The following is a 13,772-nucleotide window of genomic DNA, read 5'->3' as shown; positions in this document are numbered from 1 at the left end:
CAGGCCGTGACGGAGTCCGTCACGGCCTGCTCTCAGTCAACTGCCCGAAGGCTCAGGCTTCCTTGGCCCGCAGGCCCTTGGCCGGCACACCGCCCTCGGCGGTCACCGTCTCCACCGTCACGTCGTGCTCGGGCACGGCCTCGCCGGAGCGGATCAGATCGATGCGTCCCATGACCTTGGCGCGCAGGTCGGTGGGCACGTCGTCCTGGCCGCAGCAGCGCTTCACCAGCTTCTTGACCGCCTGCTCGAGGCCGTACTTCTCCAGGCAGGGAGAGCACTCCTCGAAGTGCGTCTCGAACTTGGTGCAGTCGCTGTCCGGCATTTCGTGGTCCAGGAACTCATACAGATGGTCCAGGACTTCACTGCAATCCGTCTCGTGCGGCTCTCCGCAGCTCATGAGCCTGAGCCTTTCGCTTCGTTCGACGACTCTGACGCGACGCCGGCGGGGACGAGGCCGCGGTCACGGGCGTAGTCCTCGAGCATGCCGCGCAGTTGGCGACGGCCGCGGTGCAACCGGGACATCACCGTACCGATGGGTGTCCCCATAATGTCCGCGATCTCCTTGTACGCAAAGCCCTCTACGTCGGCCAGATAGACGGCGATGCGGAATTCCTCGGGGATCGCCTGAAGTGCGGACTTCACGTCCGAATCCGGCAGGTGGTCGAGCGCCTGCGACTCGGCGGAGCGCAGACCGGTGGACATGTGCGACTCGGCACGCGCGAGCTGCCAGTCCTCGATCTCCTCGGCGGCGCTGCGCTGGGGCTCGCGCTGCTTCTTGCGGTACGAGTTGATGAACGTGTTGGTGAGGATGCGGTACAGCCACGCCTTGAGGTTGGTGCCCTCACGGAACTGGTGGAACGACGCGTACGCCTTGGCGTAGGTCTCCTGCACCAGGTCCTCCGCGTCCGCCGGATTGCGCGTCATGCGCAGCGCCGCCGAGTACATCTGGTCGAGGAAGCCCAGAGCGTCCCGCTCGAAGCGGGCCGTGCGCTCCGCCGACGTCTCAGCACTTCCGTCGGGTCGCTCCGCCTGGCCGTTCTCGGCCCCTGCGTCGGTCCCAGTGACCGGACCCACCTCCTCCAAAGACGTGGCGAGACCAAAAGCAGTCCCACTCGAATCGGAGGATAGACGACGATCCGGTCCCGCCGCCGCCCGAATAGGAGCGGTCTTGGGCGCGCTCAGCACCGTCCATTCCAGGTCAGAGGCGCTGGAGCGGGCCGGGCAGATGGTCGAACCCATGCGGCGGACTTCCTCTCGTACTAACAGCGTTTAACGTCTGTTCCGCACAACAGAGGTCATGCACCCAACATTCCCGTCCATCGGATGACTCCATCCGTGATGAGCGTCATGGCCTCGGCCTCGCCGATGTCCGCGCGTTTCGGGACGGCGAAGCCGTGATCGCCGTGGGGCACCTCCACGAGTTCGTACGCCCCCTCGGGGAACTCGGCGGGCTTCCCGAAGGGGTCGTTCCCGCCCTGCACGACCAGCGTGGGCACCCCGGCGCCGAGCAGTTCCCGCGCCCGGGACTTCTCCGGCTTGCCCGGCGGGTGCAGCGGGAAGCTCAGGGCGAGCACACCGGCCGCGCCGAGCTCGGCGGCCGTGCGGCACGCGACGCGGGCCCCGGCGCTGCGGCCGCCCGCGATCACCGGCAGGCCGGGTTCGGCGAGCGCGGGCCACAGGCCGCGCCATCCCACGTCCAGCGTCTTGGGCGCGGGCGCCAGCTTCTTGCCCGCCACCCGCCAGGGCTGCTCCACCAGGGCGACGGTGACGCCGTGCGCGGGCAGGGCGGCGGCGACGGCCCGCAGGTCGCGCGCCTCGATGCCGCCGCCGGCTCCGTGGCTGAGGGCCAGGATCAGGCGGGCCTCGGCCTTCGGCGCGGGATGCCAGGTGATGCGCGCGTCACCCGCGTCGGTCGAAACGATCTCGCTCTTGGTCACGTCGTCGGTCACGTCGTCGGTCACATCAGAAGAGTGTGCCTTCTTCGGGGCCCTCCAGCTCCTTCAGCAGCTCCGGGCCGTTGTTGCGTACGTTGCTGACCGCCGTCGACACCGGGTAGGCCCGCATCAGGCCGTGCGGCGGCGGCTCCAGGAGCGGCCGCAGATCCTCGACGTCCGTGCGCGAGGGGTCGAGCCAGGCGTCCCAGCGGTCCGGCGTCAGCATCAGGGGCATCCGGGGGTGGATGTCGGCCAGCGAGCGCGGGCCTTCCTGCGGACCGACCGCCAGCGGCGAGCTCTCCGCCTCGGTGGTGATCACCGTGCACGTCACCCACCAGGCGAGGGGGTGCTCGTCGGGGAGCGTCTTGTCGCGCCAGAACTCGTAGAGCCCCGCCATCGCGAAGACGGAGCCGTCGGCGGGCGTCACGAAGTACGGCTGCTTGCGGGGGCGCTTCTTCTTGCCCTCGACCTCAAGATCCCGCTCGCCGGTGCCGGTGACCCACTCGTAGTAGCCGTCGGCGGGGATGACGCAGCGGCGGGAGGTGAAGGCGCGGCGGTACGAGGGCTTCTCGTGCACGGTCTCCGCGCGGGCGTTGATCATCCGGGCGCCGCCCTCGGGCGTCTTGGACCAGGACGGGACCAGGCCCCACTTGAGCGTGCGCAGCTGGCGAACCGGACGCGGGTCCTCGGCGTCTTTCACCGGACGGTCCAGGACCGCGTAGACCTCCTTCGTGGGAGCCACGTTGAAGTCGGGGGCGAGCGCCTCCTCCGGCTCCCACTTCTCGATCTCAAAGATTCCTGCGAGATCCTCGGGCCTACGACTCGATGCATACCGTCCGCACATACGTGCCAGACTGCCAGACCCCGTACACCCAGAGGAGCCGGTCCCGACAATGGCCCAAGCAATGGAAAGCACCGCGAACGCCAGCCTGACCGACCTCTGGGACCGGGTCTTCGGCACGCAGGCCGCCCCCGACGAGTGGCTCGTCATCGCCACCGGCGTTCTCGCGCTCGCCGTCGTCGTCCCGCACGGCGTCTGGCGCCTCGCCCGCAACGCCATCACCATCGCGCACGAGGGCGGCCACGGCCTGGTGGCCCTGCTGACCGGGCGCCGCCTCGACGGCATCCGGCTGCACTCCGACACCAGCGGCCTGACCGTCTCGCGCGGCAAGCCCACCGGCATCGGCATGATCCTCACCGCGGCCTCCGGCTACACCGCGCCGCCGCTGCTCGGCCTCGGCGGCGCCGCGCTGCTCGCCGCCGACCGCATCACCGCGTTCCTGTGGATCGCGACGGCGCTGCTCATCGTGATGCTCGTCATGATCAGGAACGCGTACGGCGCCCTCACCGTGGTCATCACCGGCGGCACCTTCCTGCTCGTCTCCTGGCTGACCAGCTCGCAGGTGCAGGCGGCGTTCGCGTACGCGGTGGTGTGGTTCCTGCTCCTGGGAGGCGTACGTCCCGCCTTCGAGCTCCAGTCCAAGCGCAGGCGCGGCGGCGCGGGCGACTCGGACGCGGACCAGCTCTCCCGGCTCACGCACGTCCCCGCGGGCCTGTGGCTCTTCCTCTTCCACGCCGTCTCACTGTGCTCATTGATAGGCGGGGGACGCTGGCTGCTCGGCCTCTGAGCAGCGACGACTGCCCCCAGCCCGCTGCCACTAAAGTGGGGGCATGACCGTTAACCCAGCGCACAGCACCCTCTGGCCAGCCCCGCACGCGAGCGGAGCCGTCGCCGCGACGGTCCATGTGCCCGGTTCCAAATCGGTCACCAACCGCGGCCTCGTCCTCGCCGCCCTCGCCGCCGAGCCCGGCTGGCTGCGCCGGCCGCTGCGCTCGCGCGACACCTTGCTGATGGCGGGCGCCCTGCGCGCCCTCGGCGTCGGCATCGAGGAAGGCGTGGGCCCGGACGGCTCCGGTGAGGCCTGGCGGATCATCCCCTCCGGTCTGCAGGGCCCCGCCACGGTCGACGTCGGCAACGCGGGCACGGTCATGCGCTTCCTGCCCCCGGTCGCCGCCCTGGCCGACGGCTCGATCCGCTTCGACGGCGACCCCCGTTCGTACGAGCGTCCGCTGGACGGCGTGATCGACGCCCTGCGCGCGCTGGGCGCCCGCATCGACGACGACAGCCGCGGCGCGCTGCCGCTGACCGTGCACGGCAGCGGCGCCCTGGACGGCGGCCCCGTCGAGATCGACGCCTCCTCGTCCTCCCAGTTCGTCAGCGCCCTGCTGCTGTCGGCCCCGCGCTTCAACCAGGGTGTCGAGGTGCGCCACACCGGCTCCGCGCTGCCCTCCATGCCGCACATCCGGATGACCGTCGACATGCTCCGCGCGGTCGGCGCCCAGGTGGACACCCCGGAGTCGGGCGGTGAGCCGAACGTGTGGCGGGTCGCCCCCGGCGCGCTGCTCGGCCGCGACCTGACTGTCGAGCCCGACCTCTCCAACGCCCAGCCGTTCCTGGCCGCCGCGCTGGTCACCGGCGGTCAGGTGACCGTCCCGGACTGGCCCGCGCACACCACGCAGCCCGGCGACAGGCTGCGGGAGATCTTCACCGAGATGGGCGGTTCCTGCGAACTGACCGAGCAGGGCCTCGTGTTCACCGGCTCCGGCTCGGTCCACGGCATCGACGTGGACCTGAGCGAGGTCGGCGAGCTCACCCCCGGCATCGCGGCCGTCGCGGCCCTCGCCGACTCCCCCTCGACCCTGCGGGGCGTCGCCCACCTGCGGCTGCACGAGACGGACCGCCTGGCGGCCCTCACCAAGGAGATCAACGAACTCGGCGGCGACGTCACCGAGACCGCCGACGGACTGCACATCCGCCCGCGCCGCCTGCACGGCGGGATCTTCCACACGTACGACGACCACCGCATGGCCACCGCGGGCGCCATCATCGGCCTGGCGGTGGAGGGCGTGCAGATCGAGAATGTCGCGACGACGGCGAAGACGCTGCCCGACTTCCCCGACCTCTGGACCGGAATGCTCGGGAACTGACGGGCGGATCCAGGAACATGCGCCGCTACGGAAAGAACCCCGACGAGGACGACATCCGCGTCCGCCCCAACCGCAAGGGCAACCGCCCGCGCACGCACATCAGGCCCAAGCACGAGGACGCGTCCGACGGCATGGTCCTCACCGTCGACCGGGGCCGCCTCACCGTCCTGGTCGACGACCGGGTCGTGATGGCCATGAAGGCCCGCGAACTGGGCCGCAAGGCCGCCGTGGTGGGCGACCGGGTCTCGCTCGTCGGTGATCTCTCCGGCAAGAAGGACACCCTCGCGCGCATCGTGCGGATCTCGCCGCGCACGTCGGTCCTGCGGCGCACGGCCGACGACGACGACCCGTACGAGCGCGTGGTCGTCGCCAACGCCGACCAGCTGGCCATCGTCACCGCCCTCGCCGATCCGGAGCCGCGCACGCGCCTGATCGACCGTTGCATCGTGGCGGCGTACGACGGCGGTCTCACGCCGCTGCTCGTCCTGACCAAGTCCGACCTGGCGTCCGCCGACAAGATCCTGGAGACGTACTCCACGCTCGACATGCCCTATGTCGTCACCAGCCGCGAGGAGTTCACCGACGGCGCGGAGCTCGCCCGGGTGCACGAGGTGCTCGACGGCAAGGTCACCGCGTTCGTCGGCCACTCCGGGGTGGGCAAGACGACGCTGGTCAACGCCCTGGTCCCGGAGGACCGCCGGCGCAGCACCGGGCACGTCAACGCCGTCACGGGCCGCGGCCGCCACACGACCACGTCGGCGCTCGCGCTCCCCCTGGCGGGCTCCGGTTGGGTGATCGACACGCCCGGCGTGCGGTCCTTCGGCCTGCATCACGTCGACCCGTCCCGCGTCATCCTCGCCTTCCCCGACCTGGTGCCCGGGACGGAGGGCTGTCCGCGCGCGTGCAGCCACGACGAGGCGGACTGCGCGCTCGACGCGTGGGTGGAGGAGGGGCACGCGGACCCGGCGCGCCTCTACTCGCTGCGCAGGCTGCTCGCGACCCGTGAGCGACGCGAGGACGACTGACCTCGCCGTTGTTTGCGCCAGGGGCCCAGCGGCAAGTGCATAATCGCACCAAGCCTGGTCCAAGCCAGGGCGAAGCGGTCACCGAACGTGAAGTTGCGGGGAGGCAGATACATGGCGTGGCTGCTGGTCATCGTCGCGGGGTTCCTGGAGACCGGTTTCGCGGTCTGCCTCAAGCTCTCGCACGGCTTCACCCGGCTCTGGCCCACGATCACCTTCGCCGCCTTCGCCCTGGGCAGCTTCGGTCTGCTCACGCTCGCGCTGCGCAAGCTCGACGTCGGTCCCGCGTACGCGGTCTGGACGGGCATCGGCGCCGCGGGCACCGCGATCTACGGAATGATCTTCCTCGGCGACGTGGTCTCCACGCTCAAGCTCGTGTCGATCTCGCTGGTCATCGTCGGCGTCATCGGCCTGCAGCTCTCGGGCTCCGCCCACTGAGCCACCGGGCACGGCTCCTCAGACGCTGATCCAGCGCCCGAGCACCCCGCGCACCAGCTCCGCGGGGTCCTCCCCCGCGGGCGAGGGCGCGACGACGTACGAGAGCGCCATCCGCACGGCGCTCTCGCAGGCCATGGCCAGCTCCTCCATGTCCTTCGGCCGGGCCCTGCCGTCCAGCGCGTTCACCGCCTTGTCCCGGACCAGGGCGAGCAGTTCGGCGGGCGAGGGGACGCCCGCGTCCGCGCGCCGCTGGGCGGGCACGGGCGAGGCGGAGACCCCGGGCCTGCTCGGCGCGGGCAGGCGTTCGCTCCAGCAGCCGGTGAGCATGGCCCGGGTCAGTTCGTTGCCGCGCGCGGCGGCGATCGTCCACGCGCTCACGGCGGCAAGCCGGTCCACCGGGCCGCCCTCCACGGCCAGCGCGCGCTCCACGCCGTGCAGGTACGCGTCGGTCTCGCGCCGGAGCAGGGCGCGCGCGAGGCCGTCCTTGCTGCCGAACTCGTTGTAGAGGGTCTGCCGGGACACTCCGGCGGTGGCCGCGACATCGACCATGCGGACACCTGGCCACGGTCGGCGGGCGAGCGCCGTGCCGGCCGCGTCCAATAGGGATTCCCGTGCTGCAGGCATCGTCGCCTCCCGGGGCCGCAGCGGCTCTGCGGTCAGAGTTGACGTGCTCGGAAGCGGTGTCAATAGCCCCGGCGCGACCTCACGCGGTATACGTCATGTCCCGGAATGGCCCGGACATACGGCGCTGTGGCTCAGGCAGAACGAGATCGATACTGTTCACTCATGCCCGACTACCACGATGATCTGCGTCTTGCCCATGTCCTCGCGGACACCGCCGACGCCGCGACGATGGACCGGTTCAAGGCCCTCGACCTCAAGGTCGAGACCAAGCCGGACATGACCCCGGTGAGCGAGGCGGACAAAACGGCCGAGGAGCTGATCCGGTCGAACCTGAAGCGGGGCCGGCCGCGCGACGCGATCCTCGGCGAGGAGTTCGGCGTCGAGGGCACGGGACCGCGCCGCTGGGTGATCGACCCGATCGACGGCACCAAGAACTACGTACGCGGAGTGCCGGTCTGGGCCACGCTGATCTCCCTGATGGAGGCGGGCGAGGGCGGCTTCCAGCCGGTGGTGGGTGTCGTGTCGGCGCCCGCGCTCGGCCGGCGCTGGTGGGCGGCGAAGGGCGGCGGCGCCTACACCGGGCGCAGCCTGACCTCCGCGACCCGGCTCACGACCTCCAACGTCTCGCGGCTCCAGGACGCGTCCTTCGCGTACGCCTCGCTCACGGGCTGGGAGGAGCAGGGCCGCCTCGACGGGTTCATGGACCTCACGCGCGCGGTCTGGCGCACGCGCGGGTACGGCGACTTCTGGCCGTACATGATGGTCGCCGAGGGCTCCGTCGACATCTGCGCCGAGCCCGAGCTCTCGCTCTGGGACATGGCGGCGCCCGCGATCATCGTGACCGAGGCGGGCGGCACCTTCACCGGCCTCGACGGCGCTCCGGGCCCGCACAGCGGCAACGCGGCGGCGTCGAACGGCCTGCTCCACGACGAGCTGCTCGGCTACCTCAACCAGCGCTACTGAGGCGCACGTCCCTTGGGTGCACGCCCTGAACTGGCAGCACGCGCCCCCTTGTTGACGACCCGCATGGCTGCGACTCTGAGAGTCCCCCCACTTGTGAACTTGTGAATCGCTTCTCTTGCGGTCCACTCAGGAGGTGGCTCAAGCCCATGCTCGTCCGCGACGCCATGAGCACGGTGGTCCTCACCATCGGCCCCGCCCACACGCTGCGCCAGGCGGCCCGGCTGATGTCGACGCGCCGCGTCGGCGCGGCCGTCGTCCTCGACGCCGACAACTCCGGTCTGGGAATCCTGACCGAGCGCGACGTTCTCATCTCACTGGGACTCGGCCAGAACCCCGACACCGAGACCGCCGGCACGCACACCACGACCGACGTCGTCTTCGCGGCACCGTCCTGGACCCTGGAGGAGGCGGCCGACGCCATGTCCCACGGCGGCTTCCGGCACCTGATCGTGATGGACGGGAACGAACCGATCGGCATCGTCTCCGTCCGCGACATCATCCGCTGCTGGGCCCCGAGCAGGCGCCGCGCGGCGTCACTGACGGTCTGAGCACACCCCGGAAACGGAAGCGGGCCGGCCCCCGAAGGGAACCGGCCCGCCTCTCCTCCCCGAAGGGAGCCACGACAAACGATCTCAGCCGCGAAGGGCCTGGACCGCGGCTTCGAGGCGCTTGCCGAAGTCACCGTCCGCCTGGCGGAAGTTGTTGATCGCGCGCTCGGCGATGTCGTCGCGCGAGACGCCCGCGATGTTGCCCGCGAGGTTCTCGATCAGACGGCCCTTCTCGTCCTCGGACATCTTGCGGTAGAGGTTCCCCGCCTGCACGAAGTCGTTGTCCTCGGCGTGCGAGGGAGCCTCGTGGTTGCCCGTGCCGCCGGAGACGGGGGTGGTCACCCACAGCGGCCTGTCCGTCTGGAAGGGGCCGCCGAAGGAGTTCGGCTCGTAGTTCTTCGCACCCTTGTGGCGGCCGTCGTACAGGAAGCCGTCACGGGAGTTGGTGCGCGCCTCGGTGGCGTGCGGACGGTTCACCGGCAGGTGGTCGGCGTTGATGCCGACGCGGTAGCGGTGGGCGTCGCCGTACGCGAAGAGGCGGCCCTGGAGCATCTTGTCCGGGGACGGGCCGATGCCGGGAACGAAGTGCGCGGGCGAGAAGATGCTCTGCTCGACCTCGGCGAAGATGTTCTCCGGGTTGCGGTTGAGCTCCAGCTTGCCGATCTCGATCGGCGGGTAGTCCTCGTGCGGCCACACCTTGGTGAGGTCGAACGGGTTGAAGCGGTAGTCCGCCGCTTCGGCCGCCGGCATGATCTGCACCTGCACGGTCCAGGACGGGAACTCGCCGCGCTCGATGGCCTCGCGCAGGTCGCGCTGGTGGCTGTCGGGGTCCATGCCGGAGAGCTGGTTGGCCTCGTCCGTCGTGAGGTTCTTGATGCCCTGGTCGGTCTTGAAGTGGTACTTGACCCAGAAGACCTCGCCGGCCTCGTTGTTCCACTGGTACGTGTGCGAGCCGTACCCGTTCATGTGGCGCAGCGTCGCCGGGATGCCGCGGTCACCGAAGAGCCAGGTGACCTGGTGGGTCGACTCGGGGCTCAGGCCCCAGAAGTCCCACACGTTGTCGGCCTCCTGCGAGCCCGTGTACGGGTCGCGCTTCTGCGTGTGGATGAAGTCGGGGAACTTGATGGCGTCCTTGATGAAGAAGACGGGGGTGTTGTTCCCGACCAGGTCGTAGTTCCCCTCCTCCGTGTAGAACTTCAGCGCGAAGCCACGGGGGTCGCGCACGGCGTCGGCGGAGCCGAGGTTGCCGGCGACCGTGGAGAACCGGAGGAAGGTCTCCGTCTGCTTGCCGACCTCGGAGAGGAACTTCGCCCGCGTCCACTGCGAGACGTCGCGGGTCAGCGTGAAGGTGCCGTACGCACCGGCGCCACGTGCGTGGACGATGCGCTCCGGGATGCGCTCGCGGTTGAAGTGCGCGAGCTTCTCCAGGAGTGCCTGGTCCTGGACCAGAACCGGACCGCCGACACCAGCGGTCTCACTGTTCTGGTTGTCGGCGACCGGCGCTCCGGCCTCCGTGGTGAGCGGTCCCTGCGTCACGTGCGCCTCCTGCGTCATTTCCTGCAAGTCCTGTCCTTCGGCGTCGCCCTTGGCCTTGCCCTTGGCTTCTGCCGATCTCGATCCTACGATGGACTTTGTCTAAGTCAAGTAAACATCCAAAGTCACACCTCGTCGGGACTTAGGCCCCTCACCTGTTAGGCTGGTTCTCATGAGCGACCTGTTGGAACGACTGCGCGGACGCGGTTGGCGCATGACCGCACAGCGGCGCGTCGTGGCCGAGGTCCTCGACGGAGACCACGTGCACCTGACCGCGGACGAGGTGCACTCCCGCGCCGTGGACAAGCTGCCGGAGATCTCCCGGGCGACCGTCTACAACACCCTGGGCGAGCTGGTGACCCTCGGCGAGGTCCTCGAGGTCTCGACGGACCGCAGGGCCAAGCGGTACGACCCGAACGCCCACCGCCCCCACCAGCACCTGGTGTGTGCGCAGTGCGGCACGATCCGCGACGTCCACCCCACGGGCAACCCGCTGGCCAGCCTCCCCGACTCGGAGCGCTTCGGCTTCACGATCGAGGGCGCGGACGTCACGTACAGGGGCACCTGCCCGAGCTGCGCAACGGCGTAGCACTTCTTCTTCGTACGTTCACGAAGCCCCCGGCACCTGATGGCGCCGGGGGCTTCGTGCGGTGTGTGGTCGGCGACGAATCCCAGCCACAGCAGACCTCTTCCGGAATCTGACGGTGCGTCATATCGTCGGCGGGCCCCTATCCGCCTGCCCTCCGCAAGGAGACCCCCGTGGGAGACCCGCACCCCAAACTAGAAGCCCACGCAGTGACAAGAACCTTCGGCCGCGGCCCCAAGGCCGTGCACGCCCTGGGCCCCGTGGACCTGAAGATGGCCCCAGGCGAATTCACCTGCATAGTCGGCCCCTCAGGCTGCGGAAAATCGACCCTGCTCCGCATAGCCGCAGGCCTCCTGCGCCCCAGCAGGGGCGAGCTCACCATCCGCACGGCCGCGCAGCGACCCGCCGCGATGATCTTCCAGGACTACGGCATCTACGACTGGAAGACCGTCCAGGCCAACGTCCGCTTCGGCCTGGACATCCAGAAGGTCCCCCGCCGCGAGGCGGACGCCCGCGCCACCGACTGGCTCACCCGTCTCGGCCTGGCGGACTTCGCCGACGCCTACCCCGCCACCCTCTCCGGCGGCATGCGCCAGCGCGTGGCCATCGCCCGCGCCCTGGCCGTGGAGCCCGAGATCCTCCTCATGGACGAGCCGTTCGCGGCCCTGGACGCCCAGCTCCGCACGATCCTCCAGGACGAGCTCCTCGACCTCACCCAGACCACCCGCACCACCACCCTCTTCATCACCCACAGCCTCGAAGAGGCGATCGTGCTCGGCGACCGCGTCCTGGTCATGTCCGCACGGCCGGGCCGCATCATCGCCGAACACCGCCCGCCGTTCCCCAGGCCCCGCACCGGCGACGTACGCGCGACCCCCGAGTTCACCGCCCTCAAGGGCGAGTTGTGGGACCTGCTGCGCGGCGAGGTGGTCCGCGAGGACGAGGCGGCCGTGGCATGACGACGACCAGCCCGCACAAGGCGGCGGACCCCGAGGACGGCGTGCTCGTCCGCAGACCCGGCCCCCAGGAGCTCCACCCCGCCCGCACCCACCGCAGGCGCCGCACCCTGGAGATCGGCCTCGCCGTCGCCGTCCCCCTCGCCCTGGTCCTCCTGTGGCAACTGGCCGCCACCCAGGCCTGGATCGACGACCGCGTCTACCCCGCTCCCCAGACCATCCTGGAGGACGGCTGGGAGCGCGCGGCGGACGGCGACCTGTGGCCCGACGTGTGGGCCACGCTCAAGCGCGTGCTCGCGGGCTACGCGATCGGCACGGTCACCGGCTACGCGCTGGGCCTCCTCATGGGCTCGCTCTCCCTCGTGCGCGCCGCGCTCGAACCGCTCCTGGACGCGCTGTACGTCGTACCGAAGCTGGCCCTGCTGCCCGTCTTCCTGAACATGTTCGGCCTCGGGGAGGGCCCGCAGATCGCGCTCGTGGCGGCCACCGTCTTCTTCTTCGTGTGGATCTCGACGATGGCGGCGGTGCTCGCCGTACCGTCCGGCCACCGCGACGCGGGCCAGGTCTTCGGCGCGTCGCCCTGGCAGATGTTCCGCCACGTCCTGCTGCCCGCGTCGCTGCCCGCCGTGCTGGTGGGCGCGCGGATCGCCGCGGGCGTCGCGGTCCTGGTGATCGTCGCCTCGGAGCAGATCGCGGCGTCGAACGGCCTGGGGCATCTGATCTTCGACTCCCGTGCGCTGTTCCAGAACGACGTGATGTTCGTCGGCATCGTCTGCGTCGCCGTGCTCGGAGTCGTCTTCTCCGAACTGGTGCGGATCGCGGGCCGGTTGCTCACCCCGTGGGCCCCGCGCGACCGCGGCAGAAGCCAGTCATGAACCATTCGTCCGCGTACGGAGGCTCCATGCACACCCGCATCCCCGCCCTCGCGCTGCTCCTGGCGGGCTCACTGCTCGCCGCGGCGGGCTGCGCCAAGGAGGACGACACCACGGACCCGGCGGCGCCCGCGAAGCCCCGCACCATCAAGGCGGTCGCGGGCTGCGGCAAGGGCAGCTGGACGGACCCCGCCGACCTCGCAAAGGACCGCGCGCCCGCCCGCTGCGACAAGGGCGCCCCGGCCCCGCGCCCGCTCTCCAAGGAGCGCGGCATCACCATCGCGACCGGCACGCTGAGCGCCGAGTACGTGGCGCCCCTCCAAATGGCCGTGGAGAAGGGCGAGTTCAAGAAGGAGGGTCTGGACGTCCACCTCAAGGTGCTGCCGACCCCCGACGCGCTGCCGCTGCTGGCCAAGGGAGACATCGACGCCCAGTGGGCCGCCCCCGAGGCCGCCGTCATGAACGGCATCACCAGCGGCTTCACCATCAAATGGGCGGCCGGGAACTTCTCCCCCGGCCCCGGGTCCAAGAGCGGCCTGTGGGTGAAACTGAGGAAGGGCGAGAGCGCGGCGCACGTCCCGATGGCGGGCCGCAAGCTCGGCACCATGATCGGCAAGGGCTCGGTCATCTCGTACCCCATGGGCAGGACCCTGAAGAAGCACGGCGGCGGCCTCGACAAGATCCAGTTCCAGCAGCTGGGCTCCGCGGACGTCCTGACCGCCCTCCAGAACGGCGGCACCGACTCCGCCTGGCTCCTGGACCCGGTCTGGCGCAAGGTCGACGGCGACGAGCGGTACGCGTTCCTCGGCGGCCAGCCCCAGGGCGAGCCGCTGGGCGGCCTGCTGTTCGGCCCCAACCTCCTCACGGAGGACCCGGACGCGGGCGTCGCGCTGCTGCGCGCGTACATCAGGACCGTGAACACGTACTTCGCCGGTGACTACAAGGCGGACAAGGCCTTCGTGACCGAGCTCGCGAAGCTCCTGAAGACCGACGAGGCGGTCCTGAGGTCGACTCCGTCGCTGCGCATGGACTGGGAGATCCGGTCCGGCACGACGGACCGGCTCCAGGCCGCGTACGAGGCGGCGGGCGTCGCCGAGGGCGACAAGGTCCCGGAGAAGAAGGCGGTGGACCGCAGGCTGTACGAGGAGGCGGTGGGCCACAGACGCTAGGGCGGACCCAGAAAACACCAGAGGCCGGGAAGCTGATGCTTCCCGGCCTCTGGCCTTGAGTAGCGGGGACAGGATTTGAACCTGCGACCTCTGGGTTATGAGCCCAGCGAGCTACCGAGCTGCTCCACCCCGCGCCGTT

At 70.3% G+C, this 13,772-nt stretch carries 16 protein-coding genes and 1 tRNA gene; 10 read left to right on the top strand and 7 right to left on the bottom strand.

Going from position 1 to position 13,772, the window contains the following annotated elements:
* Positions 1 to 52 precede the first annotated feature (52 nt).
* The 4 genes from rsrA to ACZ6ZP_RS27510 form a co-directional block, all read right to left on the bottom strand.
* Complete coding sequence (gene rsrA, locus ACZ6ZP_RS27525) at positions 53 to 397, bottom strand: mycothiol system anti-sigma-R factor (protein WP_351163653.1); 345 nt, start codon at positions 395 to 397, stop codon at positions 53 to 55.
* Entirely contained in the window at positions 394 to 1,074 is a 681-nt protein-coding gene (locus tag ACZ6ZP_RS27520; protein WP_351163651.1) for a sigma-70 family RNA polymerase sigma factor, read from the bottom strand. The genes rsrA and ACZ6ZP_RS27520 overlap by 4 nt, the downstream gene beginning before the upstream one ends.
* Positions 1,075 to 1,295: 221 nt before the next feature.
* Positions 1,296 to 1,961 carry an alpha/beta hydrolase family protein gene (locus tag ACZ6ZP_RS27515; protein ID WP_351163648.1) on the bottom strand — a complete coding sequence of 222 codons (666 nt, stop codon included), beginning with the start codon at positions 1,959 to 1,961 and terminating at the stop codon, positions 1,296 to 1,298.
* A gap of 1 nt (position 1,962) precedes the next feature.
* On the bottom strand, positions 1,963 to 2,778 hold the full coding sequence (locus ACZ6ZP_RS27510; protein WP_351163646.1) for an SOS response-associated peptidase: 816 nt from the start codon (positions 2,776 to 2,778) through the stop codon (positions 1,963 to 1,965).
* Between the two features lie 61 nt (positions 2,779 to 2,839).
* Here ACZ6ZP_RS27510 and ACZ6ZP_RS27505 point away from each other — a divergent pair, with 61 nt between their 5' ends.
* From ACZ6ZP_RS27505 to ACZ6ZP_RS27490, 4 genes are all read left to right on the top strand, one after another.
* Positions 2,840 to 3,562, top strand: coding sequence for a M50 family metallopeptidase (locus tag ACZ6ZP_RS27505; RefSeq protein ID WP_366461242.1), 723 nt, complete (start codon positions 2,840 to 2,842; stop codon positions 3,560 to 3,562).
* A gap of 43 nt (positions 3,563 to 3,605) precedes the next feature.
* Positions 3,606 to 4,922 carry a 3-phosphoshikimate 1-carboxyvinyltransferase gene (aroA, locus tag ACZ6ZP_RS27500; RefSeq protein ID WP_351163642.1) on the top strand — a complete coding sequence of 439 codons (1,317 nt, stop codon included), beginning with the start codon at positions 3,606 to 3,608 and terminating at the stop codon, positions 4,920 to 4,922.
* A gap of 17 nt (positions 4,923 to 4,939) precedes the next feature.
* Positions 4,940 to 5,947 (top strand): ribosome small subunit-dependent GTPase A, encoded by a 1,008-nt coding sequence (gene rsgA / locus ACZ6ZP_RS27495; protein ID WP_361464356.1) that lies wholly within the window; start codon positions 4,940 to 4,942, stop codon positions 5,945 to 5,947.
* A 111-nt stretch (positions 5,948 to 6,058) separates the two neighbouring features.
* Positions 6,059 to 6,382, top strand: a complete 324-nt coding sequence (locus tag ACZ6ZP_RS27490) for a DMT family transporter (RefSeq protein WP_160507132.1) — start codon at positions 6,059 to 6,061, stop codon at positions 6,380 to 6,382.
* Positions 6,383 to 6,400: 18 nt separating this feature from the next.
* On the opposite strand, the gene ACZ6ZP_RS27485 is transcribed toward ACZ6ZP_RS27490, so the two are convergent.
* Positions 6,401 to 7,006 carry a TetR/AcrR family transcriptional regulator gene (locus ACZ6ZP_RS27485; RefSeq protein WP_351163637.1) on the bottom strand — a complete coding sequence of 202 codons (606 nt, stop codon included), beginning with the start codon at positions 7,004 to 7,006 and terminating at the stop codon, positions 6,401 to 6,403.
* Between the two features lie 162 nt (positions 7,007 to 7,168).
* Here ACZ6ZP_RS27485 and hisN point away from each other — a divergent pair, with 162 nt between their 5' ends.
* Together hisN and ACZ6ZP_RS27475 are read left to right on the top strand one after the other, a co-directional pair.
* A complete protein-coding gene (gene hisN / locus ACZ6ZP_RS27480) occupies positions 7,169 to 7,969 on the top strand; it encodes a histidinol-phosphatase (RefSeq protein ID WP_351163635.1) in 801 nt (266 codons plus the stop codon).
* A 146-nt stretch (positions 7,970 to 8,115) separates the two neighbouring features.
* Positions 8,116 to 8,517, top strand: coding sequence for a CBS domain-containing protein (locus tag ACZ6ZP_RS27475; RefSeq protein ID WP_351163633.1), 402 nt, complete (start codon positions 8,116 to 8,118; stop codon positions 8,515 to 8,517).
* Between the two features lie 84 nt (positions 8,518 to 8,601).
* Here the strand turns inward: ACZ6ZP_RS27475 and ACZ6ZP_RS27470 are convergent, their stop codons facing one another.
* Positions 8,602 to 10,071, bottom strand: a complete 1,470-nt coding sequence (locus tag ACZ6ZP_RS27470; protein WP_351163631.1) for a catalase — start codon at positions 10,069 to 10,071, stop codon at positions 8,602 to 8,604.
* A gap of 151 nt (positions 10,072 to 10,222) precedes the next feature.
* Here ACZ6ZP_RS27470 and ACZ6ZP_RS27465 point away from each other — a divergent pair, with 151 nt between their 5' ends.
* The 4 genes from ACZ6ZP_RS27465 (at position 10,223) to ACZ6ZP_RS27450 (ending at position 13,633) form a co-directional block, all read left to right on the top strand.
* Positions 10,223 to 10,639 (top strand): Fur family transcriptional regulator, encoded by a 417-nt coding sequence (locus tag ACZ6ZP_RS27465; protein ID WP_351163629.1) that lies wholly within the window; start codon positions 10,223 to 10,225, stop codon positions 10,637 to 10,639.
* A 170-nt stretch (positions 10,640 to 10,809) separates the two neighbouring features.
* Positions 10,810 to 11,595, top strand: coding sequence for an ABC transporter ATP-binding protein (locus tag ACZ6ZP_RS27460; RefSeq protein WP_351163627.1), 786 nt, complete (start codon positions 10,810 to 10,812; stop codon positions 11,593 to 11,595).
* Positions 11,592 to 12,467 (top strand): ABC transporter permease, encoded by an 876-nt coding sequence (locus tag ACZ6ZP_RS27455; RefSeq protein WP_351163624.1) that lies wholly within the window; start codon positions 11,592 to 11,594, stop codon positions 12,465 to 12,467. The genes ACZ6ZP_RS27460 and ACZ6ZP_RS27455 overlap by 4 nt, the downstream gene beginning before the upstream one ends.
* A gap of 26 nt (positions 12,468 to 12,493) precedes the next feature.
* A complete protein-coding gene (locus ACZ6ZP_RS27450) occupies positions 12,494 to 13,633 on the top strand; it encodes an ABC transporter substrate-binding protein (protein ID WP_361464537.1) in 1,140 nt (379 codons plus the stop codon).
* A gap of 60 nt (positions 13,634 to 13,693) precedes the next feature.
* On the opposite strand, the gene ACZ6ZP_RS27445 is transcribed toward ACZ6ZP_RS27450, so the two are convergent.
* A tRNA-Met gene (locus ACZ6ZP_RS27445) sits at positions 13,694 to 13,767 on the bottom strand.
* Positions 13,768 to 13,772: the final 5 nt, after the last annotated feature.

The organism is Streptomyces sp. NPDC054047 (assembly GCF_055585065.1).
The sequence above is the reverse complement of the archived record's forward strand: the minus strand, read 5'-3'. Positions and strand labels throughout refer to the sequence as shown.